This window comes from Arthrobacter alpinus (assembly GCF_001445575.1).
In the GTDB taxonomy this organism is placed as follows: Bacteria; Actinomycetota; Actinomycetes; order Actinomycetales; family Micrococcaceae; genus Specibacter; species Specibacter alpinus_C.
The window spans coordinates 102,601-127,905 of the sequence record NZ_CP013200.1; the positions used below are offsets into that span (position 1 = coordinate 102,601).

Below are 25,305 nucleotides of genomic sequence, written 5' to 3' on the forward strand. Positions count from 1 at the left end.
CCCACCCCAGTCCACGCTGTGGATAACTCCACCGTTTTGGTCTCCAGCGGTAGGATGGACGGGTGACTACTGAAGATAATTCGCCGGTTGACCTGTCCAGCTCTTTCAAGGCGTATGACGTCCGCGGGATCGTGGGTCAATCCATCACCGCCGCCTCCGTCAAAGCCGTCGGTGCTGCTTTCGTCGATGTGCTGGGCCTGGAAGGCCAAAATATTTTGGTTGGTGGCGATATGCGCCCCTCCTCCCCCGAGTTCTCCCAAGCCTTTGCTGAGGGTGCTGCAGGACGCGGGGCCAATGTGCAGTTGTTGGGCCTGATCTCCACCGATGAGCTGTACTTCGCATCCGGGGTGCTCAATGCCGCTGGCGTGGTTTTCACCGCCAGCCACAACCCTGCCGAATACAACGGCATGAAGATGACCAAGCCCGGCGCCGTCCCCGTTTCCTCGGAATCCGGGCTGACGGAAATCCGTGACCTCGCCCAGCAGTACCTCAGCGACTGCATCCCGAACACCCCCGGCACTGTGGGCACCATTGGCACAGCGGATGTCCTCAAGGACTACTCCGAATACCTGCGCAAGCTGGTAAACCTGAGCGACTCGCGCCCTCTGAAAATTGTGGTTGACGCCGGCAACGGGATGGCTGGCATGACCACCCCCGCCGTTCTGGGCGACACCCTGCTCCCGGGCCTGCCTTTCGAGATTATCCCGCTCTACTTTGAGCTCGACGGCACCTTCCCGAACCACCCGGCCAACCCGCTGGAACCGGCCAACCTCGTGGACCTGCAGGCAGCCGTGGTCAAGCATGGTGCGGACATTGGCCTGGCGTTCGACGGCGACGCTGACCGCTGCTTCGTCATCGATGAGCTGGGGGCTCCGCTTTCGCCGTCGGCCGTCACCGCCTTGGTGGCTCGGCGCGAAATTGCCCGCGCGAAGGCCTTGGGCGAGGAACATCCCACTGTGATCCACAACCTGATCACCTCCCGTGCGGTGCCTGAACTGATCACGCACGACGGCGGCCGCCCCGTCCGTACGCGCGTGGGCCACTCCTTCATCAAGGCCACCATGGCCGCCGAAGGCGCAGTTTTCGGTGGCGAGCATTCCGCTCACTACTACTTCCGCGACTTCTTCAATGCCGATACCGGGATGCTGGCCGCCATGCATGTGCTGGCCGCCCTCGGCGAGCAGGATGGCCCGTTGTCAGATCTGGGCCGCGAATACGAGCCCTACGTGTCCAGTGGCGAGATCAACTCCCAGCTGGCCGATGTCCCAGCCGCCGTGGCGCGCGTCCGCGCAGCCTACACACGTGATGATGTAGCGGTTGACGAACTCGATGGCATTACCTTCACGGCCAAGGACGGCACGTGGTGGTTCAACCTGCGGGCCTCCAACACGGAGCCTTTCCTGCGTCTGAACGCCGAAGCCGTGGATGCCGTGACCATGGCGGACATCCGCGACGCCGTCCTAGACCTCGTGCGCCAGTAGCTTCCACAGGACCGGCAACACCGCTTCACACCAACACCAGCACCACTTTTTACAGGAGTACCTATGGAGCCGAACACCCCCGAACAGTCCGAAGCCGACCAACTGGTGCAGGATGACCTGAACAAGCTCCTGGGCACCGCCCTAGGAGTTGCCGGTGAACAGCTGGAAACCCACGGCGCCTTCCTCCCGGTGGGTTTGGTCATGAGTAACGACGGGGACCTGAGTTTGGTGGCCGTCTCCTCCAACGCTGCAGAAGGCGCCGGTGAGGAAGAGCTGGACGCCGACCAGATGGTGGCGGACCTGTTCGAGGCACTGAGCCAGCAGCGCGAGCAAAACCGTGCTGCCGCCGTCGTATGTGACATTCATTTGCCAGACGACGCCACCGATGCCATCCACGTGATGGCCGAGCACAGCACCGGCGTGAGTGTTTCCGCAGTCCGCCCCTACCGTCAGGCACCTACCGGATGGGAATTCGGCAACCCGTTCCTGGAGCCTGGCGAGACCACGATCTGGGCATGATCCATGCGGATTAACTCCTTCGCAGACGTCAGTCTGAGGCTCTTGATGGTGTTAAGTTCCACCCCTGAGACCGAGCTCCCCACCACCCGCGAGCTCGCTGAGATGGTGGGGACGCCCTACAACCACGTCAGCAAAGCCGTGCTCAAATTGCGCCAAATGGGGCTAGTCGAGGCCATCCGCGGCCGCAGCGGCGGCGTACGAATCTCCGCTGCCGGCAAGGACGCCACCGTTGGTCGTGTGCTGCGCGTGCTCGATGATCACAACGATGTTGCCGCATGCCAAACCGACACGGGCGAATGCCCTTTGGTTCATGAGTGCGGTCTGCGCGGCGCCCTGAATCACGCCCGCGAGTCCTTCTACTCCTCCCTGGACAATGTCAGCATTTACAGCCTCGCCCGGAAGACACCAGACGGCCCCGTGCCTGTGATGTTAACCACATCACGCCCCGGGTGATCCGCGCCAAATCAGCATATTTCTACGATCGGTAGAAATTGTAGATTTAAACTCGCATTTGAAATGCTACTTTGGAATTGTCACCATGACTTTTACCCAAGGAGTAAAGATGCTTTCGGAAAAATCGCGACCGCTGATTGTTGCCACACTCCCCTTGGTGGGCTCACGCTTAGGCGCCATCACCCCGAACTTCTACAGCCGCATGCTCACCGCGCACCCGGAACTTCTGGACGGATTGTTCAGCCGGGCAAACCAAAACAACGGTGAGCAGCAGAAGGCTCTGGCCGGTTCCATTGCCGGCTTCGCCTCAGCTCTGGTGGCCAACCCGAACATCATCCCCGAGCAGCTGCTCAGCCGCATCGCCCACAAGCACACGTCATTGGGCATCACCGAAGACCAGTACCAAATCGTGTACAAGTACCTGTTCGAGGCCATCGCCGAAGAACTCGCAGACGTCATTACTGCCGAAATCGCCGAGGCCTGGACTGAGGTCTACTGGCTCATGGCCAACGCCTTGATCAAGATTGAGAAGGGCCTTTACGCCCTGCAGGCCAATGACAAGATGTGGATGCCATGGACAGTGGTTGAGAAGAATCCGGCCGGCACCGATTCCATGACCTTTGTGCTGGAGCCTGCCGATGACACCGCCGTCACCGTTGCCCGCCCCGGCCAGTTTGTCAGCGTCAAGGTGGCCTTGCCTGACGGTCTTCTCCAGTGCCGCCAGTACTCACTGTCCGCCGACGTGGAGTCCACCACTCGGCGCGTGTTCACCACCAAGCGCGACGACGGCGGCGAGGTTTCGCCCGTGCTGCACCGAGATGTACAGATAGGGGACGTGGTGGAGCTTTCCAATCCTTACGGCGATGTGACGCTCGACGGCGAGGGCCCGGTTGTCTTTGCTACGGCAGGGATCGGCTGCACCCCCTCCGCATCGGCGCTGCGTGCGCTGGCCACGGCTGGCTTGGACCGCGAGGTTTTGGTACTGCATGCGGAGAAGAATCTTCAGGCATGGGCGCTGCGGGACCAGATGACGGCCGATGTTGCGGCCATTGACGGGGCACAGTTGCAGCTTTGGTTGGAGGAACCCACCGCCGGTCACCACAAGGGATTCATGACCTTGGAGGGCCTGGATTTGCCAGCCAACGCATCCATGTACGTCTGCGGCCCGCTGCCGTTCATGAAGGCCATTCGGAACCAGGCCATCGAGGCGGGCATCCCGTCCACCAAAATCCACTATGAGGTCTTCGGCCCGGACCTGTGGCTCGCAGGCGCCGCCTCCTAACTTACCGCAACTGCTGATGGCGCCACAGTTCCCTCGCGGGCAGTAAGATTTCCTCGGTCGCTGAGCGACCTTGAAAATCCATCCCCGCTCCGGGAACCGTGGCGCCATCGCTGTAGTTAGGTGACGCCGCCCCAGCGCTTAGGTGTCGTTGCCTTTAAAGCTAGGCTGCGAAGCGCTCCTTGAGGGTGCGCAACTCCTCGGACAGCTCGGCCGGGAGGGAATCACCGAAGCGGGCGTACCACTCATCGATACCCTTGAGCTCGGCATCCCATTCAGCCGGAACCACCTTCAGCGCGTCTTCCAGGTCCGCTGCTGTGACGTCCAGACCGGCGACGTCGATGGCACCGGGGTAGGAATGAATCCGATGGGTGTCTCTACGGCGTCGGCTTTTCCTTCGATGCGCTCGATGGCCCACTTGAGCACGCGGCTATTCTCGCCGAATCCGGGCCACGCGAATCCGCCAGATTCAGTGCGGCGGAACCAGTTGACCAAGAAGATCTTGGGCAGCCGGGCCTGGTTGGCCTTGGCCGAGAGGCTGATCCAGTGCTTGAGGTAGTCTCCTGCGTCGTAGCCGATGAACGGCAGCATGGCCATGGGGTCGCGGCGAACAACGCCCACGGCACCCGTGGCGGCAGCAGTGGTTTCAGAAGAAAGCGTTGAGCCCATGAAGATCCCGTTGGTCCAGCTGCGAGCCTCGGTAATGAGAGGGATGGTGGTCTTGCGGCGACCACCGAAGAGGATGGCGTTGATTTCAACACCCTCGGTGTTGAAGTAGTCCTTGGACAACATGTCCACCTGGTCGATCGGGGTGGCGAAACGGGAGTTGGGGTGCGCAGCCGTGCGGCCGGCAGCCGGCGTCCAGTCATGACCCTCCCAATCAGTCAGGTGAGCGGGCACTTCGGTGGTCATGCCCTCCCACCACACGCCGCCGTCGTCAGTCAGGGCCACATTGGTGAAGATGGAGTTGCCCTTGACAATCGCGGCCATGGCGTTGGGGTTGGTGGCCCAGCCGGTACCGGGAGCCACGCCGAACAAGCCAGCTTCGGGGTTCACTGCACGCAGCTCACCCTCCTTACCGAAGCGCATCCAGTTGATGTCATCGCCCAGAGTTTCGGCCTTCCATCCGGGGATGGTCGGTTCCAGCAGCGCCAGGTTGGTCTTGCCGCAGGCCGAGGGGAACGCCGCAGCCACATGGTAGGTCTTCTGCTCGGGGCTGGTGAGCTTGAGGATCAGCATGTGCTCTGCAAGCCATCCCTCATCCCGGGCCATGACGGAGGCAATGCGCAGGGCAAAGCACTTCTTGCCCAGCAAGGCGTTTCCGCCGTAGCCGGAGCCGAAGGAGAAGATGGAGCGCTCTTCAGGGAAGTGGACAATCCACTTCTCATCGTTGCAGGGCCAGGCAACGTCCTTTTCGCCGTCAGCCAGCGGGGCTCCTACGGAGTGCAGTGCCGGGACGAAGAAGGCGTTGGTGTCCTCGATCTTGCGGAGAACGTCGGTGCCGATGGTGGCCATGATGCGCATGGAGGCAACAACGTAGGCGGAGTCAGTGATCTCCACGCCGAACTTGGGGTCCTGCGCGTCGAGCGGTCCCATGACGAAGGGGATGACGTACATGGTGCGTCCGCGCATGCTGCCGGCGAAGCGCTCGTTGAGGATCTCCTTCATGGCGGCTGGATCCATCCAGTTGTTGGTGAAGCCGGCGTCGCGCTCCTTTTCGGAGCAGATGAAGGTGCGGTCCTCTACTCGGGCCACATCTTTGGGGTCCGAGAATGCTGCGAAGGAATTGGGGAAAAGTTCCGGGTTCAGGCGAGTGAAGGTACCTTCATTCACCAGGTCGTCCGTCAACAGGGCATATTCCTGCGCAGACCCGTCTACCCAGCGGATGCTCTCCGGCAAGGTCAAAGCTGCAACCTCAGCTACCCAGGCGGCGAGGCCCTCGTGGGTAGTCATTGCCTGCTCAACGGATTCCTGCACTGGCGCGTTGCCCATTGTGTTGCCCTTCATTGGGTGGGTAGGTGATGTCTAAATGCTATGGCTCGTTTTTCGGCAGTCTTGAGCATTGGACATGGGATGTATTGCTTCGGACGCACGTAAGTTTCCCGACTTTCCGGGGTTTTTCAGGTTTGTTATCGAACCCATTTGTGATCCAGATCACCTAGACCGGTCCAGTGTCTGGGAACACGGAGGTTTGGATCGCCCTCAATTTGTGCCGTGGAACAAAGTCGGGTTATAGTTATTCACGGTCGCAAGGCCAACAAAGAAACTAAATATGCGTGCGTAGCTCAATGGATAGAGCACCTGACTACGGATCAGGAGGTTGGGGGTTCGAGTCCCTTCGCGCGCACTTATACGGCAGGCTCCCAAGCTTCGGCATGGGAATCTTTCGTTTAACACCGGCTTGACCCAGTAGGGTTGGAGCTACCGTTGACTGGAAGGTCAACAAAGTAATTGAATATGCGTGCGTAGCTCAATGGATAGAGCACCTGACTACGGATCAGGAGGTTGGGGGTTCGAGTCCCTTCGCGCGCACTTGATGAAAGAGTCCCAAGCTTCGGCTTGGGACTCTTCTCGTTTAACCGTCCCTGCAGCGGTCGCTGATGTTTCACCACGCTGGCGAAGCATTTAGGCCTCCGCAGCGAGCCCCTGCACCGCATGCGTCACGGCGTCCAGGAGGGTTTCATCGTGGAGCGTGCGGAAATGACCTGCGATGGGCAGCTCAATGTTGACCGCTCCGGCCAGCGCACTCCCACCGGGGATGTGTGGGTCAAACTCCGGATAAATTGAGACAATCTTGTGGTTGAGCGCGGTGTCCGCCTGCAACGCCAGCAGTACGGCATCGACGGGCGAGAAATCGCGCAAGGTCCGTGACAGCAAGTACTTGGCATAGGGCGAACCGGAAAATGGGGTTGCCACCGCCACGAGCCCAAGTACCTCTACTGGGGCGGGTGGGGCTGGGACTGGTGTTCCGGCGTCGTACTTCAGCGAGATATCAGGGCAAAGTACGGCATCAAGCATGGCACGCTTGCCAATCAGACCACCCTTGCTGTGCGCCAAGAGAATGCACTCGGTAATACCGTGCGACTCCCCCAGCTTGGCGAGAAACTTGGCTACCGAGGCTGCGGCTTCTGGCACAGGCCGGCGGTTCAATCCCAGCTCAGGGACGGAAAAGACGCGGAAGCCCAGTGCATTCAGCCTGGAGGCAGCAGGTTCCAAGAACAGCCAGCCCTCGTACACGCCCGGCAGGAGCACTATCGCCGGCAGCACCAAATTCCCCTCGCTGTAGCGGTCAGGGACTGCGGACCGGAAGAGCGATGCGAGCTGCTGCCAGCCGGCATAGATGTAGTCCAGCGCCCACCAACCCAGCCGCTTCAGGGATGTCATGCAGCGCCTACATGAGCCACAATATATTCGGCCACGCAGGCACCGTCCTTGACCATTGTTTCGTGGCCGCGCCCGGGGACTTCCTCCATGGTGGCGTCCGGGATCAGTGCCGTGACTTCTTCTACCCAGCTTCGCGGACAGATGCGGTCGCGGCTGCCCCGAATCACCAGCGTGTGCGCCTGAATCTGCGGGAGGGTGTCCTCGATGGTGTGGACCATCATGTTCCGGAGCTTTTTGACGAACCAGCGAGGACCGGTCTTGGTGTAATTCTTCACTCCAAGGGAAATGACGCTGGGGCTCTCGCCAAAGAGATCCTGCATCATCCGCCACGACTGCCGCCTAATAGTGCGCTCGGAGCGGTTGACCGTGGGAGCTACCAGGATCAACTCCGGGAACAGATCCGGGCGCTGGGCCGCCGCCTCGGCAGCTACCTGAGTACCCATGGAATGGCCCACCAATACCGGTCTACCGAGATTTTCTGCCTCAACGAACTCGATGAGCAGGGCACCCATCTGGGCCATGGTCATCGCTTCAACCGGTTCGGCTGCGTCACCAAAGCCTGGCAGGTCAATGGCAACCACCCGGCCGTAGGATTCCAGTTCGGAGCTGAGCTGGGCGAAGTAGGAGATGCCCATGCCAATGCCGTGGACCAGCAGAAAAGTACGGGCGGCCCCTTTGTCGGTGTCAGTGGTGATGATTTCATGCTCACCCAGGACAACTTTTCGCACAGTCATGCATCACAGTATGGCCTAGATGTACCCGCCACTGTTTTTTCGCGGCGCAGCTGGATTTGGGCCCACGCTCGCCAAGTTCCCGGCAAATCGCGTCAGCGATTGTTTTTGCGGAGCCGGCTGGGCCCACAACTGCGAGGGACCCAACTAACAGACGCGCCAGCGGCTGTTAGTTGGGAGCATCTGAATTTGGGCCCACGCTCGCCAAGTTCCCGGCAAATCGCGTCAGCGATTGTTTTTGCGGAGCCGGCTGGGCCCACAACTGCGAGGGACCCAACTAACAGACGCGCCAGCGGCTGTTAGTTGGGAGCAGTTGGGGACTATTCGGGATCCACGAACTTCCGGATCTTCTTGCGGATACCGTCGAAATGGAGGCTGAGCAGCTCTGCGGCGCGCGGTCCGTCCTGAGCTACCACGGCATCGTAAATGGCACGGTGTTCGCCCGCTGTATGGACCAGGTCCAAGCCGCCGGTGCCAATTTCCATGTGGATCTTGCGGTAGACCTTCCAAAAGACACCCATAAGGTTCATCAGCAGGTCATTGGCCAGGGGTTCGAACAGTAGGCGGTGGAATTCCGCATCGACTTCCGGGAAGGGCTCGGCACGGGCAGCCAGCCCTTCCATCTTTACAACGGTGGTTTCTATCTTCAGCAAGTGCTCGGCGTCAGTCAGGGAGATGGCGGAACTAATCAGACCCGATTCCAGCGCCTGACGAATGTCAACCAGTTGCAGGGCTTCCAACCCTTCATGGCGCAAGGACAACCGGCCGCGGAAGGTCAGGCCATCGGCGAGGGCGTCGAAATTACTGGGAGCCACGAACATGCCAAATCCATGCCGGATCTCAATGACACCCAGGGCTTGCAGGACCTTCAGGGATTCCCGCAGCGTGTTTCGGCCAACACCAAGCACCTCACACAGTTCACTCTCTGTGGGCATGGGGTCGCCGGCATCCAGGTCTCGCTCAAGGATGAGCTCCATGATGTCCGCTTGCAGGGCGCGCAGACGCGCCTGTGCACTGAACCGGGCTTTTGGCACAATAGTTGAGATGGGCAACAGAACTCCTCAGAAACTAACACTGCAGGGACTTACTTTTATCACTTCGCTGGCGAAAACTCGGGAGAGCTTCCCCTGCCGCCGTCGGGCTTGATGCATGGCAACGCTGCCATTTGAGACCGCTTTAGTATTGGCACAACCGCGTGATACAGCTCATAGAATATCGGATGTCCGACCATGTTGCCATTAAACCGGCACTCCGCGGCCGCACACTGGAAGACTTGCCACAAAAGCGCAGATCCCGCTACTGGCGCATCGAGACCAAAATGAGATCACAAAACATTTGACCAAAGCGTGTGATGGCTATTACAGTTTCATTATAAGCATCGGACGTCCTACATCCGATAACTAATAGACGAAATGGTGAGTCAACAGAATGAGCAATACTCTTCAGAACCTGCCTGCGACCCCGGCTTCGCGCCGCACATTCCTCAAGGCCGCTGGCGTCCTTGGTGCAGCGACCGCGTTCACGGCCACACTTGCCGCTTGTGGCTCCTCCAGCGATACCAGCAAAAAGGCCACCGGAGCGGTCAACAAGGATCTCAGCATTGAAGCTGGCATCTCTTACTCGCTCTCCACCGGCTTCGATCCCATGAGCTCCTCCGGCGCTACCCCGTTGGCCGCCAACCTGCACATCTTCGAAGGCCTTGTAGAACTTCACCCGGCAACGCGTGAGCCCTACAACGCTCTCGCCAAAGAAGACCCGAAGATGGTGGACGACAAGACTTACCGTGTGACCATTCGCGACGGTGCAAAGTTCCACGACGGCACCCCGGTCACCACCGACGATGTTGCCTACTCCTTCGAGCGCGTTCTGGACCCGGCCAACAAGGCCCTGTTCGCTCAGTTCATCTTCTTCATCGACTCCGTCAAGAAGGTTGACGAGAAGACTGTCGAGTTCAAGCTCAACACCGCTTTCGCCGGCTTCGGCCCCCGCATCTCCGTGGTCAAGATTGTCCCCAAGGCTCTTGCTTCGGCAGACCAGAAGGCCTTCGACGCCAAGCCGATCGGCACAGGCCCGTACAAGTTCGTCTCCGCAGCCAAGGACGACAAGATCGTCTTCGCACGCAACGACGACTACAACGGCCCCAAGCCTGCCCTGGCCAAGGACATGACCTGGCTGCTGCTCTCAGATGCATCTGCCCGCGTTACGGCCATGCAGTCCGGCCGCGTTCAGGCCATCGAAGATGTTCCCTACTTGGACGTTGATGCGCTCAAGGCGAAGGTCGACGTCGAGTCCGTTCAGTCCTTCGGTCTGATGTTCCTCATGTTCAACCTGACCAAGGCTCCCTTCGACAAGAAGGAAGTTCGCCAGGCTCTGCATTACGCCCTGGACAAGGACGCCATCATCAAGACTGCCCTGTTGGGTAATGGCGAAGCGGCTACCTCCTACTTCCAGACCACCCACCCGTCGTACTCCAAGGCTTCCACGGTTTACGCCTACGACGCCGAGAAGGCTAAGTCGCTGCTCTCCGCAGCAGGCGTTTCGGGCTTGAAGCTGACGCTGACCAGCACCGACACCGCTTGGGTCAAGGATGTTATCCCGCTGATCAAGAAGAACTGGGATGCCATTGGCGTAACAACCACGCTGGAGCCGTTGGCTTCGGCAGCTGTCTACGCACCGGAGAAGGTAGGCGGCCTGAACTACGACGTCGTCGCAGCTCCAGGCGATCCCTCCGTCTTCGGCAACGACGCTGACATTTTGCTCAGCTGGTTCTTCCGTGGTGACACCTGGGCCAAGAACCGCTTCGCATGGAGCGGCTCGGCAGAGTACAAGGAAGTCCAGACCAAGCTGACGGCAGCTCTTGCCGCTTCCGAGGCTGACGCCAAGGGCCTCTACAAGGAAATCGTGGACATCATCGCCGAGCAGGCGCCGTTGTACCCGATCTTCCACCGTAAGCTGCCCACCGCATGGGACTCCAAGAAGCTGACCGGCTTCCAGCCCCTGCCGACCACCGGCGTTTCCTTCATTGGTGTTGGACGCTCCGAGTAAATTCAGTACCTTTTATCACCTGACGTTTTACCTTGCATGACACACCCGGGGGGCTGTGGCCACTAGGCCACGGCCCCCTAGGTCTCACACCATATTTCCTATGACGCAGCCCACAGTTTTCTTGAATCGAAGCTGCAATTAGAACCGGAGTAAAGTACATTGGCAAACTTTTTGCGACTGCTCGGACGCAGGCTCGCAGCGCTGCCGTTGATGATCTTGGGTGTAACCCTGCTCGTCTTCGTCGTGTTGCAGTTCGCGCCCGGTGACCGTGCCGTTGCCGCACTTGGTGAAGGAGCCTCTCCGGAGGCTTTGGAACAGTACCGCCAAGTCAACGGCCTCAACGATCCCCTCTTCATTCAGTATTTTCAATACCTAGGTCGACTCATCACGGGCGACTTCGGCAAGACCCTTCCGCCGGAAAAGCCCATTACTGAGGTTATTTCCGCCGCTTTCCCCGTGACCTTGCAGTTGACCCTTGTTGGCGTGATCATCGCGGTTATCATTTCGCTTGTTTTCGGTGTCCTTGCGGCCCTTTACCGTGACAAGTGGGTTGACCAGGTCATCCGCGTGTTCTCGGTAGCCGCTATTGCAACTCCGTCCTTCTGGTTGGGCATCTTGCTGATCCAGTGGTTCGCTCTCGGCGACAACTCTTGGTTCCCCTCAGGCGGCTTGGCCGATCCTGATGAAGGCTTTGGTGGCTGGCTTAGCTCCATGGCCCTACCGGCGTTGGCCCTGGCCATTCCCGTGTCAGCGTCCCTGATCCGAGTGGTTCGCACCTCCATGGTTGAGGAACTGGACCGCGATTACGTCCGTACAGCCATCGGCAACGGCGTCCCCTACACCACTGTTGTTTCCCGCAACGTGTTGCGCAACGCCCTTGTCACCCCCGTAACCGTGCTGGGTCTGCGCATTGGCTACCTGCTCGGCGGCGCCGTCGTTATTGAAATGATCTTCTCCCTGCCCGGCATGGGACAGCAGATTCTCAATGGCATCACCAACTCGGACACCAACCTTGTTCAGGGCGTTGTCCTGGTCATCGCCGTGACGTTCGTGATTGTGAACATCCTGGTGGACCTTATCTACCTGCTCATCAACCCCCGAATCAGGACGGTCTAAGTCATGCGAAGCAAACTTGCCGAACGGCTAAGCGCGCCTGGCCTGCGCTTCAAGGCTCTTACTCTGGGGTCCAAACTGGCCCTGATTTTCCTGGTCTTCATTGTTATTGTGGCCATTCTGGCTCCGTGGATTGCACCGCATGATCCTCTGGAGACCGGCGATCCTGCGACGGCACCAAGCGGCGCCCACTGGTTTGGTACCGACCGCATTGGCCGTGACATCCTGTCCCGTCTGATGTACGGAGCTCAGGCCTCGCTGATGATTGGCCTCGGTGCCGTGGCACTGGCCATCATTGTTGGCGCAACCCTTGGTGCCATCGCTGCAACGTCTTCGAAGACCACCAACGAGATCATCATGCGCATCATGGACATCTTGATGGCATTCCCCGGTATCGCCCTGGCCGCGGTTCTGTTGACGGCTTTTGGCAACTCGGTCCCCACCATCATCTTGGCCATCGGCATCATTTACACCCCGCAGCTTGCCCGCGTGGTCCGCGCTAACGTGCTCTCACAGTACGGTGAGGATTATGTTCGCGCCGAGCGTGTTATCGGTGCCGGCCGTACCTACATCATGCTCAAGCACATTGTGCGCAACACCGCCGCCCCCGTGCTGGTGTTCGCAACAGTCATGGTCGCCGACGCCATCATCTTGGAAGCCTCCCTTTCCTTCTTGGGCGCCGGTATTCAAGACCCCGCTCCCAGCTGGGGCAACGTCATCTCCTACGGACGTAACCTGGTGCTCTCCGGCGGCTGGTGGGCAACCACGTTCGCTGGTCTGGTCATCTTGCTGACGGTTCTGGCACTGAATATTCTGGCCGAGGGCCTCACCGATGCCATGGTCAACCCGAAGCTCAAGCGTGCCGCTCCGGTGAAGGACGACGACGGTTCGGCAGCTGCCGCTCTGGAGCTCGCCAAGGCTGATGCTGCAGCACGGGCCGCGATTGAAGACCCCTTCGCTGCACTGGATAAGGAACTGCTCCTGCTCCAGTCCGTTGAAAAGTCTCGCAGCGACCGCCTCGCACAGGTTGGACCCGACGCTCGTGTGATCCTGGAAGTGACGAACCTGTCCATCCGCTTCCCGGCCCGTTTCGATGAGACACCGATTGTGGAAAACGTCTCCTTCACGGTTCGTGAAGGCGAAACCATGGGCCTGGTGGGCGAATCCGGTTGCGGCAAGTCCATCACCTCACTGGCCATCATGGGCTTGTTGCCCAAGACTGCTGTTGTCACCGGTTCCATCAAATTTGATGGCAAAGAACTTCTTGATCCTGTGACCAAGCACAGCTCTGTGAAGGCCTACGAAGGTCTGCGCGGCGAGCAGATCGCCATGGTCTATCAGGATGCTTTGAGCTCCCTGAACCCGTCCATGTTGATCAAGGACCAGATGTTGCAGCTCACCCGCCGCAACGGCCGCAAGACCCCCGCCGAGTTGCTGGAACTGGTCAAGCTTGACCCGGAACGTACGCTCAAGAGCTACCCGCACGAGCTCTCCGGCGGCCAGCGCCAGCGCGTATTGATCGCTATGGCCCTGTCCCGCTCGCCCAAGATTGTGGTCGCCGATGAGCCCACCACCGCCTTGGACGTAACGGTTCAGAAGCAGGTTGTTGACCTCCTGAACGAACTGCGTGAGCAGCTGGGCTTCGCCATGGTGTTCGTCAGCCACGACCTTGCCTTGGTCGCTTCATTGGCGCACAAGATCACCGTCATGTACGCCGGGCAGGTTGTTGAATCTGCTCAGGCTGCAGAACTGCTGACGCACCCCACCCACGAATACACCCGTGGCCTGCTGGGCGCCGTGCTCTCCATCGAGTCCGACGCCGTCCGCCTCCACCAGATTCCCGGCACCGTTCCCTCGCCGCGTGAATTTGCCTTCGGTGACAGGTTCGCCGGCCGTTCACAGCGTCTAGACGCTGATCCGAACCAGAAGTTGAGCTTTGTTCCCATCACCCGTGATGGCGTTACAAGCGATCATTTCTGGGCCAGTCACAAGCGCGAAGATGCCCAGACGGTTTCCGCCGGGGCAGATACGGAAGGTGCCTCATGAGCAAGCACACAGCAGCTGCCGCCAAAAACGGAGCTACCCCGGTCATTGAACTGAAGGACCTGCACGTTCACCACCGGACCCGCTCCGGAGGACTGTTCAAGCCCAGCTACGTCAAGGCCGTCAATGGCGTGGACTTCTCCATCAGCCGCGGCGAGACCGTTGGCATTGTGGGCGAGTCCGGTTGTGGCAAGTCAACACTGGCTTCGGTTCTGGTAGGACTGCAAGAACCCACTTCAGGTGAAGTGTTGTTCCATGGCAAGCCCGCCATCAAGCGCAACGCCGCCATGCGCAAGGAATTCGGCCGCTCCGTCTCCGTAGTCTTCCAAGACCCGTCGACGGCACTGAACCCGCGCATGACCATCCAGGACATCCTGCTTGACCCGCTGATTATTCACGGGATTGGCAACGGCGCATCGCGCCTGGCCAAGGTTGCCGAACTCTTGGCGCTGGTTGGCTTGCCGCAGTCGGCAGCCGAGGTCACGCCGTCGCAAGTTTCCGGTGGACAGCGCCAGCGTGTGGCTATTGCCCGCGCCCTGGCCTTGGGCCCGGACATCATGGTGGCCGATGAACCCACCTCGGCACTGGATGTTTCTGTCCGCGCTCAGGTACTGAACTTGCTCTCGGATCTGAAGAAGGAACTGAACCTGGGCATGGTTTTCATTAGCCATGACATCCAGACAGTTCGCTACGTTTCTGACCGCATCTGTGTCATGTACTACGGGCAGATTGTGGAGCAGGGCTCCGCGGAGCAGATCTTTGACAACCCCACCAACGACTACACGAAGAAGCTCCTCGGCGCCGCGCCGTCCCTTCTTCACATCTGATTTTCCCCATAGTTTTCCACCCATCAATACAAATTTGGAGCAATTCACGTGACTACCGTCGCTACCCGTTTCCAGGGCGTTATCCCTCCCGTCTGCACCCCCCGCACAGCTGAAGGCGCCATTGACGTCCCCTCGCTGGAGAACCTCACCCGCCACCTGATCGAAGGCGGCGTGAGCGGCCTGTTCGTCAACGGCTCCTCCGGCGAAGTGACCCACCAGACCAACGACGAGCGCGACACCGTACTGCGCACCATTGCCGGCGTCAATGCCGGACAGGTCCCGTTGCTGGTAGGCGCTGTTGAGCAGACCACCAACCGCGTGGTTGAAGAAGCCCGCCGCATGGTCTCCCTGGGTGCCGACGCCATCGTCGCGACCAGCCAGTACTACGCCATCAGCAACGCTGAAGAGACCGGCCGCCACATCCGCACCGTGGCAGCCTCGGTGGACGTACCGTTGTTCGTTTACGACGTTCCGGTTCGCACCCACTTCAAGATGCCCACCGACCTGCTCCTGGAGCTGGGCCGCGAAGGCGTCATCGCCGGTGTCAAGGACTCCTCCGGTGACGATGTTTCCTTCCGCCAGCTGCTCATTGGTGCCAAGGACATCCCGAACTTCGACATCTTCACCGGCCACGAAGTGGTTGTTGACGGTGCACTGCTCGGCGGCGCACAGGGTGTTGTGCCGGGCCTGGGTAACGTTGACCCCAAGGCTTACCGCCGCCTGTACGATCTCTCCGTTGCTGGCGACTGGGCCGGTGCCGCTGCTGAGCAGGACCGCATCGCCGATGTCTTCAACATTGTTTACACCCCGAAGGCTGGCCGTCTCTCCGGCAACGCAGCAGGTCTGGGCGCGTTCAAGACCGCCCTGGTCCTCATGGGCATCATCAAGACCAACGTCATGAGCGCTCCGATGCTCGCGTTGGACGAAGATGAGACGGCAGCCATCAAGGTTATCCTTGAGCGCACGGGCCTGATCTAGAACTTCTGTTCTGAACTGACTTCTGAAATCACTGAGCCATTCTGGTCTCAGGTGATCTAAGCTGCAGTTGATCTAAGCCGCTTTGCTGCTGCCCGGACGGATACGCCCGGGCAGCAGAATGGAAGCTTAGCTTTTGAATGTGCATCAACCCCCGTTGTACGTGAACCACAGTCTTTGAAGGATCTTTCATGCGGTACGTAGTTGGCGTTGACCTTGGCGGAACCAAAACAGCTGCCGGAGTGGTGGGCGAGGACGGCTCGGTATTGCTTACCGATCAAATTCCCACCCTGAACCGCGACGGCGGCGAGGCCATTCTTGATGCCACGACGGCCCTGATCGCCTCCCTCATTGAACGTGCCGCAGCCATGGGTGCCGCCGTGGAAGCCGTAGGCATTGGCTCCGCTGGCGTCATCAATGCCGCCGAAGGCACAGTCATTTCCGCCACCGACGCCATCCTCGGTTGGAGCGGAACAGCCATCACCGCGGGACTGACCGCCCGGCTGGGACTGCGCTGTGCCGTGGTCAATGACGTTCATGCCCATGCGCTGGGCGAGGCGTGGCACGGTGCCGGGGAGGGTGCCGCTACCGCTCTCATGGTTGCCTTTGGCACAGGAGTGGGCGGCAGCTTTGTCATCCAGGGCCAGCCGGTGCTCGGTGCGCACTTTGTGGGCGGGCATGTGGGGCACTTTGCCTCGCCGCTGGCTGTGTACCGCGGAGCTCCGTTGCCTTGTTCCTGCGGACATGAGGGTCATGTGGAGGCCATCGCCTCAGGTCCCGCGATCCACGCCGCCTACCTCCGTCACGGTGGCAGCGCCGCCCTGAGCGATACGCGCGAGGTGTTTGATGCTGCCCGGGCCGGAGATGATCTAGCCTTGGCCGTGATCGCCACCGCAGCAACGGCCGCCGGACAGGCAGTGGGCGGACTCATCAACATTCTGGATCCCGCCGTGGTGGTAGTCTCCGGAGGGTTGGCCGACGCCGGAGAACTGTGGTGGGATGCCATGGAGAAGGCCCTCCGCACAGAACTTCTGGCTCCCCTGGCCTCTGTGGCAGTGGTGCGAGCCAGCTTGGGCAACACTGCCGCCATAGTGGGCGCAGCATCCTTGGTCCTTGCCTCATAATTTCGATTCATCTTTCCTAGGAGTCACCATGACACTGAAAATGACCAACTTTGATGCGCTTGCCGGGCAGCTTGTTGTATCCGCCCAGGCCTACCCGGGAGAGGCCATGCGCGATCCCCGCACCATGGCCCAGATTGCCGCCTCAGCCGTAGTGGGCGGGGCTGCGGCCATCCGGGTCCAAGGCATTGCTGATATCCAGTTCGCTCGCGCTGCTGTGGAAGTTCCCGTGATCGGGCTCTGGAAAGACGGGCACGACGGCGTCTTCATCACCCCCACGCTGCGCCACGCCCTCGCCTGTGCCAGCGCCGGTGCCCACATCGTGGCCATTGACGGCACGCGCCGCCCCCGCCCGGACGGGCTGACCCTGGCCGAGACCATTGCCGGCGTGCATGCCAATTCCAATTCGCTGGTCATGGCCGACTGTGGCTCCTTCGAGGACGCCGTTGCAGCTGCCGAAGCGGGCGCCGACCTGATCGGGACCACCTTGGCTGGCTACTCGGGCGAACGCCCCAAGACCGCCGGCCCGGATCTGGAACTCATCGCCGCGATCGCCGCCGCCAACTTGGGCAAGCCGCTCATCGCCGAAGGCCGCATCCACTCCCCCGCCCAGGCTCGGGCAGCAATGGACGCCGGAGCCTTTGCCGTGGTGGTGGGTACCGCGATCACACACCCTTCCACCATCACCAGCTGGTTCAAGGCTGCTCTGGACGCCTAAAGCGAGCGTTCCGCCAGCACTCCTTGCCGCACCTCACCTCGAGTGGGCAGTAGATACCAATGTTTCTGAGCAACATTGACATCTACTGCCCACTCGATTGTTTTAAGCTCGTTCACACGGCAGAGTACGCAGAAGTGTGGATGAGTCTCACCACACTTCCTTGCACTGACCAGTCAGTTCTGATAATTTGTTCCAGTCACCCCCGCCTCGAAGGAGCGCCCTATGCTCACTGCCCAACAGTTGCACGTCGCAGGGAGGCGCCACACCCTGTTGCCCGCCACCACTGCCGAAGCACACCGGGGTGAAGTGCTGCTCATCCAGGCCGACGGACAGGAACGCCGCACCGCTCTCGCCTTGTCCTTGACCGGCCGCATGAAGCCATCAACGGGGTCCGTGACGCTGGGCCACGACGCCTCCATGTCTTCCCTTCGGCGGCGCAGCGCTCTGGTTGATTCACCGAACGTGAATGCTCCCGAACACCACCTCACCGCCCGGTCCATGACGGCCGAGGATCTGGCCTTGGTGCCACTGAAGTTCCGCGACCGCACCCGCCCCACGGCGTGGCTGGTCAAGCATGGCTTCCGCGATGTTCTGGACCAGTGGATCGAGGAGTTGGCACCTGAACGGCTCCTGCACCTCCAGCTGGAATTGGCCTTGGCGAACCGAAATGTTGAGTTACTTGTTCTGGATTCCCCGGACCGCCACACCGCCGATATCTCCGCATGGTTGCCCCTGATGGAGGCAGCTGCGGCGGGCGAGCTTGGCCATGGCGACGACCCCGCAAGCACGCTCACGCCCCGCCCAATCATGGTGATTGGCGTTGTGGGCGGCTACCCGATGAGTGGGATGGACCGGCCGTCATCGCTGGCAATGCCGTTACGCTCGAGACTTTGGAGCACGACGGCGAAGAACCTCCCGCCGCTACTCCCGGCGCAGACGAGATGGGGGCAGACGAAGTGGGAGTAGAGGAACTGAGCTCAGACGAGCTGCCGGACGATGACGTACCCGTAGAAGAGCCAGACTCTGCGCCCGCGGAGGAACCTTCAGGGGACGTCGCTGGGCAGGAGGCGGAACCGGCCCCGCCGCCCCTCACGAGCACCGCAGATCACCCCATCACATCAGCTCCAGTCGAGCCCACCCCGGAGGAAAAGCCATGACAGTGTTCCGCTTGGCCCTATCCGAACTCAAGCGCATGACCGGCGGGATCCTGCCGAAGCTGACCATTGTTGCCCTGGTCATGGTGCCGCTGCTCTATGGGGCGGTGTATTTGTATGCGAACTGGGATCCGTACGGCAACCTCGATCAGCTCCAGGCAGCCGTGGTGGTTCAGGACCAGGGCGCCACGACCAAGGATGGCGAGAAACTGACGGTTGGTCAGGACGTCGCTGACACTCTGGTGGAGGGGCATAAGTTCGATTGGCATCTGGTGGAGACGCCCCAAGAAGCCGAGGATGGGGTGCGCAGTGGCGAATTCGCGTTCGCACTGACAATCCCCAAGGACTTCTCAGCAAATCTGGCCTCGCCGGAGAATTTTGATTCGGCCACGCAGGCCATGATGAGCGTGACCACCAATGACGCCAACAACTATTTATTGACCTCGATCGTGGACAAGGTGGCCACCCAGGTCCATGACTCCGTGGCACAGCAAGTGGGTGAGCAGACCGCCAACTCGCTGCTGACCGGATACGGCACCATCCACGCCCAACTGATTAAGGCGGCCGACGGCGCGAAACAGTTGGCAGAAGGCGCCACGACCCTGGATACCGGCGTAGGGACGCTCAAAACTGGTAGTTCCGATCTGTTGACGGGCGCGGATTCACTGGTGGCCGGGCAGACCCAGCTGGTCACCGGAGCGAAACAGCTGCAGGCCGGCGCATCGAAGCTGGACACGGGGCTTGGCCTGCTGGATTCCCAAACGTCCACGCTGCCGGGCGATACCAAGACGCTCTCCGATGGTGCTGCCGCCGTTGCCGCAGGCAACGCTGCCTTGAATACCAAGGTCCAAAGTGCCGCAGGTACTGCCGAGAAGCTCGATGGCGCCGTCACCGGAGCTATCAATGACAAGCTCGTGCAACTCGTCACAGATGGAGTCATCACCCCCGAGCAAGCCACCAAGATCGGCGACTCATTGAAGAAGGATGCCGCGAGCCCGTCAATCACAGAACTCAAGGGTCAGCTGGCAACCGACACCAAAGATATTCAAAAGTTGGCTGATGGGTCTGCCGATGTGGCCGCCGGAGCATCGAAGCTTGCTGCTGCAACACCCAAACTCTCCGGGGCCATTTCGCAAGCAAAGACCGGCGCCAGCGATCTGACCACGGGCGCCGGAACACTTGCCGATGGCCAGACCACGGCTTTGGACGGAGCCACGCAACTGGCTGCTGGCGCCAAGAAGCTCGATTCCGGGGTTGCTGATTTGAAGGTCGGCTCCGGCAAACTCGCAACCGGGCCCAGCGATCTCGCCACCCAGCTGCGCAGCGGCGCGGGGTCCGTGCCAGATCCCAATGACAAGGAGAAGCAAAACGCAGCCGGCGTCATCGCCGATCCCATTCGAGTGGATTCTGTCTCCCAAGCTCAGGCCGCCAACTATGGTTCGGGTCTGGCGCCGTTCTTCCTCGTGCTGGCCCTGTGGATCGGTGCGTTCATGCTGGTTCAGGCCATGCGGCCGCTAACGGTTCGGGCCCTTGCCTCCAATGCACCTTCGTGGAAGATTGCGCTGGGCGGCTGGTTGCCGTTCGCCACCGTTTCCTGCGGCCAGGCGCTATTGCTATACGCCGTCGTGAAATTTGGCCTCGGCCTCGAGCCGAGTCACCCATGGCTCACGCTCGGATTGCTCCTGCTGGCGTCAATGGCGTTCACGGCGTTGATTCAGGGCATTGTGGCGTTGCTGGGAACACCAGGTAAGTTTGTGGTCCTGATCCTGCTGGTGCTCCAGCTGGTGTCCTCTGGCGGCACATTCCCGTGGCAAACCACTCCTGCACCGCTGCACATCATGCACCAGATCCTGCCCATGGGACATGTTGTTGAGGGGATGCGGCACCTAATCTACGGCGCCGATCTCGCTCCGCTGCTGCCCATTGTGCTGGGGTTGCTGGGCTACATGCTGTTGGGCTTGCTGTTGGCCTGGGCTGCTGTGTCGAAGAAGAAGACCTGGACACTCAAGACGCTGATGCCGGAGATCGAAGCCTAGAATCGCCTTACGGGCGGGGCACCACGATGTTCTTCAACTCGGCGTCCTGCCCGTCCAGCGTGGCCCAGTGGCTGCTGTGCTCCAAGACGGCAAAGGAACTCGTGGGGAACCCTGACGCCAGATCCATATACGCATCCTGATCCGAATCCCGCGAAGCCAGCCGCAGCGCCAGCGCCTGCACGCCAGGCATGTGGGTGATGACCAGCAGCGTCCCCACAGTTTCCGGCACATGGTTGATGACCGAGAGCATGGATGTGGCCCCCGCCGCGTACAACCCGGATTCCAACTTCGGAGTGGGCGCCTTCTCCCCCAACTGCTGACACACCCACGTGCAGGTCTGTCGAGTCCGCACCGCCGATGAGCACAGGATGAAATCGGGCACCACACCGTTCTCCATCATCCATTTGCCGGCCAGCGGCGCCTCGGTGTGGCCACGCTGCGCCAGCGGCCGATCGTGATCCTCCACGCCCAGGGGGAATGCTGCCTTGGAATGGCGCATTAGGATCAACCGTTTAATATGGTATTCGCTCATTCCCTCAGTTTAGTGACAGTTAAGGCAGTACGACGGCGCCTGGGCCCACGACGCGAGGGACCCGCTGCGAGCCTGCGAGTAGCGGGAGCAGTTGGGGACCACCAAGGTGAGTCGAACGCCGTCGTACTTGAGGTGCGGCAAAACCCATTCCTCCCGGCCCTACAGACCCTCCCTCAGCAAATGGGGTGTTTTGGGCAACGCTCCCTCAGCAAATGGGCTTAACGGCCAGACGCTCCCTCACTAAAAGCGAGGGAGCGTCTGAGAAGGAGTGCTAGATGGAGTATTCCGGGGCGGCCCAGACAACCACTTCGGGGTGCTCATAGAAGCGGTAGCCTTCGCCGCGAACGGTGCGCACGGTGTTGGCGAGGCGGCCCAGCTTGGAGCGGAGCCGGCGGATGTGAACGTCGATGGTGCGCTCGTTGGGGATCTCGTCGGCGTTGGACCAGAGGCCTTCGAGGAGTTCGTCGCGTCCAACGGTGCGGGTGCCGTTCTCGACCAGGTAATTGAGAAGTTCGAATTCCTTGAATGTGAGGTTCAGGGTGTCACCATCAAGGTGAACTTCGCGGCGGGCAAGATCGATCAGCACGCCGGTGGGGCGCTGTTCGGCGGCGGGAATGCGGACGGCTTCGGCGCGCTGGCGGCTGGCAACGGTGGGGTCGCCAAAGGTGGAGCGAACCACGTCCAGAGGACTCCCTACAGCGTCCGACGGCGCAATCGCCACGGCGGCATAGCTCTGGGCCTGCGGCACCAGTGTCTGGGCGAAGGCCCGGATGTCTTGGGCCAGCTTGGCCAGCGACGTTCCGGCTGCAGCTGCAGTATCTTCGTCAACGCCCACGTACAGGACGAAGCCGCGGGCCACGTTATCGGGGCTGACCCCGCGAAGGCTATCCGCTCCAGCCCCTGCAATGACGGGCGTGGGCGCCGTCATGGGGTTGAGATCCCCGGAGGGGACGGCACGGAGACGGGCTGCCGCACTTCCAGCCTCGACACGGTAGCCGGGCTGCTCCAAGTGCGTATTACGGGCAGCTGCGCCTTGAGTGGAGTTGCGGGCAACGGCCTTGGCGGCGTTGCGAACAGAGATGTGGACGTAACCGGATGCTACTGACATTGAACTACCTCGGTGTTTAGCCGTGTGACTACGGCGCGAATGCTTCGTGTGGTTCTGTCCCCCCAGAACCTTGCTGCCCCGTATTCCAGGGCCGGCCCTAGGGCCAAGACTGATAAATGCCGCGCCTTTGCGTTTGATGCTTCCGTACAATGTGCTCAGTGCAATGCGCGACGATCAGGGTTGCGAGCTAGGCCTGCATTCGACAACCAGACAGGAACCGTCCGGTCAATCCAAGACCAAGACGGAACGTTGCTGCGGCTGCAGAAGTTACTGAGTGGGTGTTCACGCTTTTCAGTGTCCTACGTAACAAAGCGAACTTGCAAGTAACATAGGCCCAAAGTGTCCACAATATGAGATTTTGCTCTAATTTGTGATCAAGCTAATAATGTTGCTTTGCTCTCATTTTAAGGCAAAAAGAGCACTCGCGGCAAATTAAATCAAACAAATTTTCATTTAATCGGTACTAAATTCTATGACGTGCTGATTATAGGGAAATTAGTTCATCTGCTCCCAACGCACGCCTATGATGGCCTCGGCAAGTTGCTCACTGCACACAGTTGCTTCACAGAGTTTGACGCTAGGTAAACAGAAGTTTACGGACAAGCGGTTTGTGGGTGGAATCCGGCCAGCTTGTTAGCTTGCGGTGTTGCGCAAGCCGAGGACCATCCAATGCGGACGCAGGCCCTTGATCTGGTCCCGGATTTTCACATGGTTGCGCCGGTTCATCATGAACAGTGCTGCCGAGCCTGCGGCAAAAGCAACCACTGCACCCAAGCCCAACGACCAGCGGGCACCGAATTCAGTGGCGATCCAGCCAACAAGTGGCGCTCCGATGGGCGTCCCGCCCTGCAGCACCACCATATATACGGCGAGCACCCGGCCCCGCATGGCGGCATCAGTGGTCAGCTGAACAGTGGTGTTGCACGCATTCATGAACGTCAGCGACGCCAACCCCACGGGAATCAGAGCCACCGCATACAGCGCATAGCTGGGCATGAGCGCGGCCACGGCTACCGTGACGCCGAACGCCAGCGCGCCGCCCACGATGTACAGCATCCGCATCTTTTTACGCCGGGCGGCCAACAGTGCCGCTCCCAACGTGCCAATGGCCATGATGGATCCCAGGAGCCCGTACTCTCCCGGCCCCACATTGAAGACAGTGGTGGCCATGAGCGCATTGGTGATCTGGAAATTCATGCCAAAAGTGCCCACCAAAAATACCAGGACCATGATCATGAGCAGATCCGGCCGTCGCCTGATGTACATGAGCCCCTCGCGGATTTGCCCCTTGGCGCGCGGCACACGCACCGCAGGGACAAGCTCGCTTGCACGCATTCGCCACAGCGAGAAGATGACGGCGGCGAAGCTGGCGGCATTGATGAGGAAGGCTGGCCCCGTACCGACTAGGGCAATGACCAGACCAGCAACGCCAGGGCCGGCTAGTCGCGCCAGGTTAAAGGAAGCGCTATTAAGTGCGACGGCGTTGGGCACGTCATCTTTAGCGACGACTTCTGAGACAAACGCCTGCCGCGACGGTGCATCGAAGGCGCTTGCCACCCCCAACATGAGTGCCAATGCATAGACATGCCACAGTTGTACAGACCCTGTGATGACCAAAATACCCAACAAAAGCGCACAGAATCCCATGGCGGACTGAGTAATCAGCAGCAACTTGCGCTTATTGACCCGATCCCCCAGCAACCCAGCATAGGGACCTAAGAAAATAATGGGTAGGAACTGCAGCCCCGTAGTGATACCTGCGGCCGTTCCGGAATTATGCGTCAGGACCGTAAGGACCAACCAGTCCTGAGCTACTCTCTGCATCCAGGTGCCAATATTGGATACCAGCGCGCCGGTCACCCAGAGTCTGTAGTTGCGCACTTTCAGTGCGCGGAACATTGAACTCATCTAGGCACTCAGCTCCTGCAAGATCAAGGCCGCTTGATGGAGCGTGGCGCGGTCTTGCGGCGTGAGCGCCGCAACGCGTTGCGCCAGCCATGCCGTCCGCATGGACCGTGCCCGCATCAGCGCGGCACTTCCCTGATCGGTAATGCTGACAAGGACCTGGCGTTTGTCTTGCGGGTTTTCGCCGCGGCTTATGAAGCCCACAGCAGCCAGATCATTGACGATCCTCGTCATGGACGGTGCCTGGATTTGTTCTCTGGCAGCCAATTGCCCCACGGTCTGAGGGCTCGCAAGGAGACCCGCCAGGACTGAATATCTCCCTGGGCTGAGCTCCCCCGTCGCCGCTTCGGCCCGGAGTCGTCTTGAGGTGCGCATGACGGCCACCCGCAATTCCGCGGCGAGCAGACCGGGGTCCGAGGTGCTGGGATTTGGGGAAAGTTCAGTCATGGATGCTCATCTACCTCAGTGCAAAAAGTTTCGTATCTTCAGCTTTCCAGTGTAGATCGTTAGCATTGCTAAGTAAATGTTGACTTGCTCACCGCCCCATGTGGCCGGCAGCTCAATCCCCAGCCGCCTAATACAATGGCCGTTACCATAATGTGACATCAGGTTTCGGTTCGGTTACGCTGGGATAAGTGCCCGCTGAACCATTTACGGTTTTTGGCACCAATGGACGGTTCGCCGAGCTCTGCCCCCGCCCATTTCCTACTCCTTCATGGCAGAGACGGGGGACCCAAGATTTACGGGCCTTCCCACTATGGAAGCCCTTGGGGTTAAGCCAGTGCAATGACAGCAGGCAGTGAAAACTGCCGCTGACTGCTGCACGGCCGGATTCTCTAGTCCGTTCCCGACAGCTCACCTCGCAGGCGTAGAGAGGCACC

At 60.3% G+C, this 25,305-nt stretch carries 20 protein-coding genes, 2 tRNA genes, 1 pseudogene and 1 riboswitch; of the genes and pseudogenes, 15 read left to right on the forward strand and 8 right to left on the reverse strand.

Annotation, left to right across the window (positions count from 1 at the left end):
* Window positions 1-62 precede the first annotated feature (62 nt).
* The 4 genes from AS189_RS00385 (at window position 63) to AS189_RS00400 (ending at window position 3,735) form a co-directional block, all read left to right on the forward strand.
* Window positions 63-1,481, forward strand: a complete 1,419-nt coding sequence (locus AS189_RS00385) for a phosphomannomutase/phosphoglucomutase (protein ID WP_062285455.1) — start codon at window positions 63-65, stop codon at window positions 1,479-1,481.
* 63 nt (window positions 1,482-1,544) lie between these two features.
* Complete coding sequence (locus tag AS189_RS00390; RefSeq protein ID WP_062285456.1) at window positions 1,545-2,000, forward strand: hypothetical protein; 456 nt, start codon at window positions 1,545-1,547, stop codon at window positions 1,998-2,000.
* A gap of 45 nt (window positions 2,001-2,045) precedes the next feature.
* A complete protein-coding gene (locus AS189_RS00395) occupies window positions 2,046-2,453 on the forward strand; it encodes an Rrf2 family transcriptional regulator (protein WP_237759935.1) in 408 nt (135 codons plus the stop codon).
* Between the two features lie 109 nt (window positions 2,454-2,562).
* Window positions 2,563-3,735 carry a globin domain-containing protein gene (locus AS189_RS00400; RefSeq protein WP_062285460.1) on the forward strand — a complete coding sequence of 391 codons (1,173 nt, stop codon included), beginning with the start codon at window positions 2,563-2,565 and terminating at the stop codon, window positions 3,733-3,735.
* Between the two features lie 160 nt (window positions 3,736-3,895).
* Here the strand turns inward: AS189_RS00400 and AS189_RS00405 are convergent.
* A pseudogene (locus tag AS189_RS00405) lies at window positions 3,896-5,724 on the reverse strand (phosphoenolpyruvate carboxykinase (GTP)).
* A gap of 282 nt (window positions 5,725-6,006) precedes the next feature.
* Here AS189_RS00405 and AS189_RS00410 point away from each other — a divergent pair.
* Window positions 6,007-6,079: transfer RNA gene (locus tag AS189_RS00410), tRNA-Arg, on the forward strand.
* Window positions 6,080-6,191: 112 nt separating this feature from the next.
* Window positions 6,192-6,264: transfer RNA gene (locus AS189_RS00415), tRNA-Arg, on the forward strand.
* 93 nt (window positions 6,265-6,357) lie between these two features.
* Here the strand turns inward: AS189_RS00415 and AS189_RS00420 are convergent.
* The 3 genes from AS189_RS00420 to AS189_RS00430 all read right to left on the reverse strand — a co-directional run bounded on the left by AS189_RS00420 (window position 6,358) and on the right by AS189_RS00430 (window position 8,899).
* Window positions 6,358-7,116, reverse strand: a complete 759-nt coding sequence (locus AS189_RS00420; RefSeq protein ID WP_062285461.1) for an esterase/lipase family protein — start codon at window positions 7,114-7,116, stop codon at window positions 6,358-6,360.
* A complete protein-coding gene (locus tag AS189_RS00425) occupies window positions 7,113-7,850 on the reverse strand; it encodes an alpha/beta fold hydrolase (RefSeq protein ID WP_062285463.1) in 738 nt (245 codons plus the stop codon). The genes AS189_RS00420 and AS189_RS00425 overlap by 4 nt, the downstream gene beginning before the upstream one ends.
* Window positions 7,851-8,167: 317 nt before the next feature.
* On the reverse strand, window positions 8,168-8,899 hold the full coding sequence (locus AS189_RS00430) for a FadR/GntR family transcriptional regulator (RefSeq protein WP_062285465.1): 732 nt from the start codon (window positions 8,897-8,899) through the stop codon (window positions 8,168-8,170).
* Between the two features lie 376 nt (window positions 8,900-9,275).
* On the opposite strand from AS189_RS00430, the gene AS189_RS00435 reads away from it, so the two are divergent.
* The 9 genes from AS189_RS00435 (at window position 9,276) to AS189_RS00475 (ending at window position 20,879) form a co-directional block, all read left to right on the forward strand.
* Window positions 9,276-10,892: an ABC transporter substrate-binding protein gene (locus AS189_RS00435; protein ID WP_062285467.1), complete on the forward strand. Its 1,617-nt coding sequence runs from the start codon at window positions 9,276-9,278 to the stop codon at window positions 10,890-10,892.
* Between the two features lie 159 nt (window positions 10,893-11,051).
* Entirely contained in the window at window positions 11,052-12,008 is a 957-nt protein-coding gene (locus tag AS189_RS00440; RefSeq protein ID WP_129587106.1) for an ABC transporter permease, read from the forward strand.
* Between the two features lie 3 nt (window positions 12,009-12,011).
* A complete protein-coding gene (locus tag AS189_RS00445; protein WP_062285469.1) occupies window positions 12,012-14,051 on the forward strand; it encodes a dipeptide/oligopeptide/nickel ABC transporter permease/ATP-binding protein in 2,040 nt (679 codons plus the stop codon).
* Entirely contained in the window at window positions 14,048-14,875 is an 828-nt protein-coding gene (locus AS189_RS00450; RefSeq protein WP_062285471.1) for an ATP-binding cassette domain-containing protein, read from the forward strand. The genes AS189_RS00445 and AS189_RS00450 overlap by 4 nt, the downstream gene beginning before the upstream one ends.
* 48 nt (window positions 14,876-14,923) lie before the next feature.
* The gene (locus AS189_RS00455) at window positions 14,924-15,853 is read left to right on the forward strand and encodes a dihydrodipicolinate synthase family protein (protein WP_062285473.1); all 930 of its coding nucleotides are present in this window, start codon (window positions 14,924-14,926) and stop codon (window positions 15,851-15,853) included.
* A 188-nt stretch (window positions 15,854-16,041) separates the two neighbouring features.
* A complete protein-coding gene (locus AS189_RS00460; protein ID WP_062285475.1) occupies window positions 16,042-16,974 on the forward strand; it encodes an ROK family protein in 933 nt (310 codons plus the stop codon).
* 28 nt (window positions 16,975-17,002) lie between these two features.
* Entirely contained in the window at window positions 17,003-17,689 is a 687-nt protein-coding gene (locus AS189_RS00465) for an N-acetylmannosamine-6-phosphate 2-epimerase (RefSeq protein WP_062285477.1), read from the forward strand.
* A 222-nt stretch (window positions 17,690-17,911) separates the two neighbouring features.
* The gene (locus AS189_RS00470; RefSeq protein WP_062285479.1) at window positions 17,912-18,655 is read left to right on the forward strand and encodes a hypothetical protein; all 744 of its coding nucleotides are present in this window, start codon (window positions 17,912-17,914) and stop codon (window positions 18,653-18,655) included.
* A gap of 187 nt (window positions 18,656-18,842) precedes the next feature.
* Window positions 18,843-20,879, forward strand: a complete 2,037-nt coding sequence (locus tag AS189_RS00475) for a YhgE/Pip family protein (protein WP_062285481.1) — start codon at window positions 18,843-18,845, stop codon at window positions 20,877-20,879.
* A 7-nt stretch (window positions 20,880-20,886) separates the two neighbouring features.
* Here the strand turns inward: AS189_RS00475 and AS189_RS00480 are convergent, their stop codons facing one another.
* The 4 genes from AS189_RS00480 to AS189_RS00495 form a co-directional block, all read right to left on the reverse strand.
* Window positions 20,887-21,411 (reverse strand): SixA phosphatase family protein, encoded by a 525-nt coding sequence (locus tag AS189_RS00480; protein ID WP_062285483.1) that lies wholly within the window; start codon window positions 21,409-21,411, stop codon window positions 20,887-20,889.
* 271 nt (window positions 21,412-21,682) lie between these two features.
* The gene (locus AS189_RS00485; protein WP_062285485.1) at window positions 21,683-22,519 is read right to left on the reverse strand and encodes a winged helix-turn-helix domain-containing protein; all 837 of its coding nucleotides are present in this window, start codon (window positions 22,517-22,519) and stop codon (window positions 21,683-21,685) included.
* A gap of 633 nt (window positions 22,520-23,152) precedes the next feature.
* Window positions 23,153-24,427 (reverse strand): MFS transporter, encoded by a 1,275-nt coding sequence (locus AS189_RS00490; protein ID WP_062285487.1) that lies wholly within the window; start codon window positions 24,425-24,427, stop codon window positions 23,153-23,155.
* Window positions 24,428-24,871, reverse strand: coding sequence for a MarR family winged helix-turn-helix transcriptional regulator (locus AS189_RS00495; RefSeq protein ID WP_062285489.1), 444 nt, complete (start codon window positions 24,869-24,871; stop codon window positions 24,428-24,430). It abuts the gene before it with no gap.
* A gap of 238 nt (window positions 24,872-25,109) precedes the next feature.
* Window positions 25,110-25,305, forward strand: a riboswitch (cyclic di-AMP (ydaO/yuaA leader).

Excerpts from the sequence above, each read along its gene's own strand:
- AS189_RS00460 (WP_062285475.1), top strand. The coding sequence starts at position 16,042 with ATGCGGTACGTAGTTGGCGTTGACCTTGGCGGAACCAAAACAGCTGCC.
- AS189_RS00420 (WP_062285461.1), bottom strand. The coding sequence starts at position 7,116 with ATGACATCCCTGAAGCGGCTGGGTTGGTGGGCGCTGGACTACATCTAT.
- AS189_RS00400 (WP_062285460.1), top strand. The coding sequence starts at position 2,563 with ATGCTTTCGGAAAAATCGCGACCGCTGATTGTTGCCACACTCCCCTTG.
- AS189_RS00425 (WP_062285463.1), bottom strand. The coding sequence starts at position 7,850 with ATGACTGTGCGAAAAGTTGTCCTGGGTGAGCATGAAATCATCACCACT.
- AS189_RS00465 (WP_062285477.1), top strand. The coding sequence starts at position 17,003 with ATGACACTGAAAATGACCAACTTTGATGCGCTTGCCGGGCAGCTTGTT.
- AS189_RS00490 (WP_062285487.1), bottom strand. The coding sequence starts at position 24,427 with ATGAGTTCAATGTTCCGCGCACTGAAAGTGCGCAACTACAGACTCTGG.
- AS189_RS00480 (WP_062285483.1), bottom strand. The coding sequence starts at position 21,411 with ATGAGCGAATACCATATTAAACGGTTGATCCTAATGCGCCATTCCAAG.
- AS189_RS00485 (WP_062285485.1), bottom strand. The coding sequence starts at position 22,519 with ATGTCAGTAGCATCCGGTTACGTCCACATCTCTGTTCGCAACGCCGCC.
- AS189_RS00445 (WP_062285469.1), top strand. The coding sequence starts at position 12,012 with ATGCGAAGCAAACTTGCCGAACGGCTAAGCGCGCCTGGCCTGCGCTTC.
- AS189_RS00435 (WP_062285467.1), top strand. The coding sequence starts at position 9,276 with ATGAGCAATACTCTTCAGAACCTGCCTGCGACCCCGGCTTCGCGCCGC.
- AS189_RS00395 (WP_237759935.1), top strand. The coding sequence starts at position 2,046 with ATGGTGTTAAGTTCCACCCCTGAGACCGAGCTCCCCACCACCCGCGAG.
- AS189_RS00450 (WP_062285471.1), top strand. The coding sequence starts at position 14,048 with ATGAGCAAGCACACAGCAGCTGCCGCCAAAAACGGAGCTACCCCGGTC.
- AS189_RS00475 (WP_062285481.1), top strand. The coding sequence starts at position 18,843 with ATGACAGTGTTCCGCTTGGCCCTATCCGAACTCAAGCGCATGACCGGC.
- AS189_RS00390 (WP_062285456.1), top strand. The coding sequence starts at position 1,545 with ATGGAGCCGAACACCCCCGAACAGTCCGAAGCCGACCAACTGGTGCAG.
- AS189_RS00470 (WP_062285479.1), top strand. The coding sequence starts at position 17,912 with ATGCTCACTGCCCAACAGTTGCACGTCGCAGGGAGGCGCCACACCCTG.
- AS189_RS00495 (WP_062285489.1), bottom strand. The coding sequence starts at position 24,871 with ATGACTGAACTTTCCCCAAATCCCAGCACCTCGGACCCCGGTCTGCTC.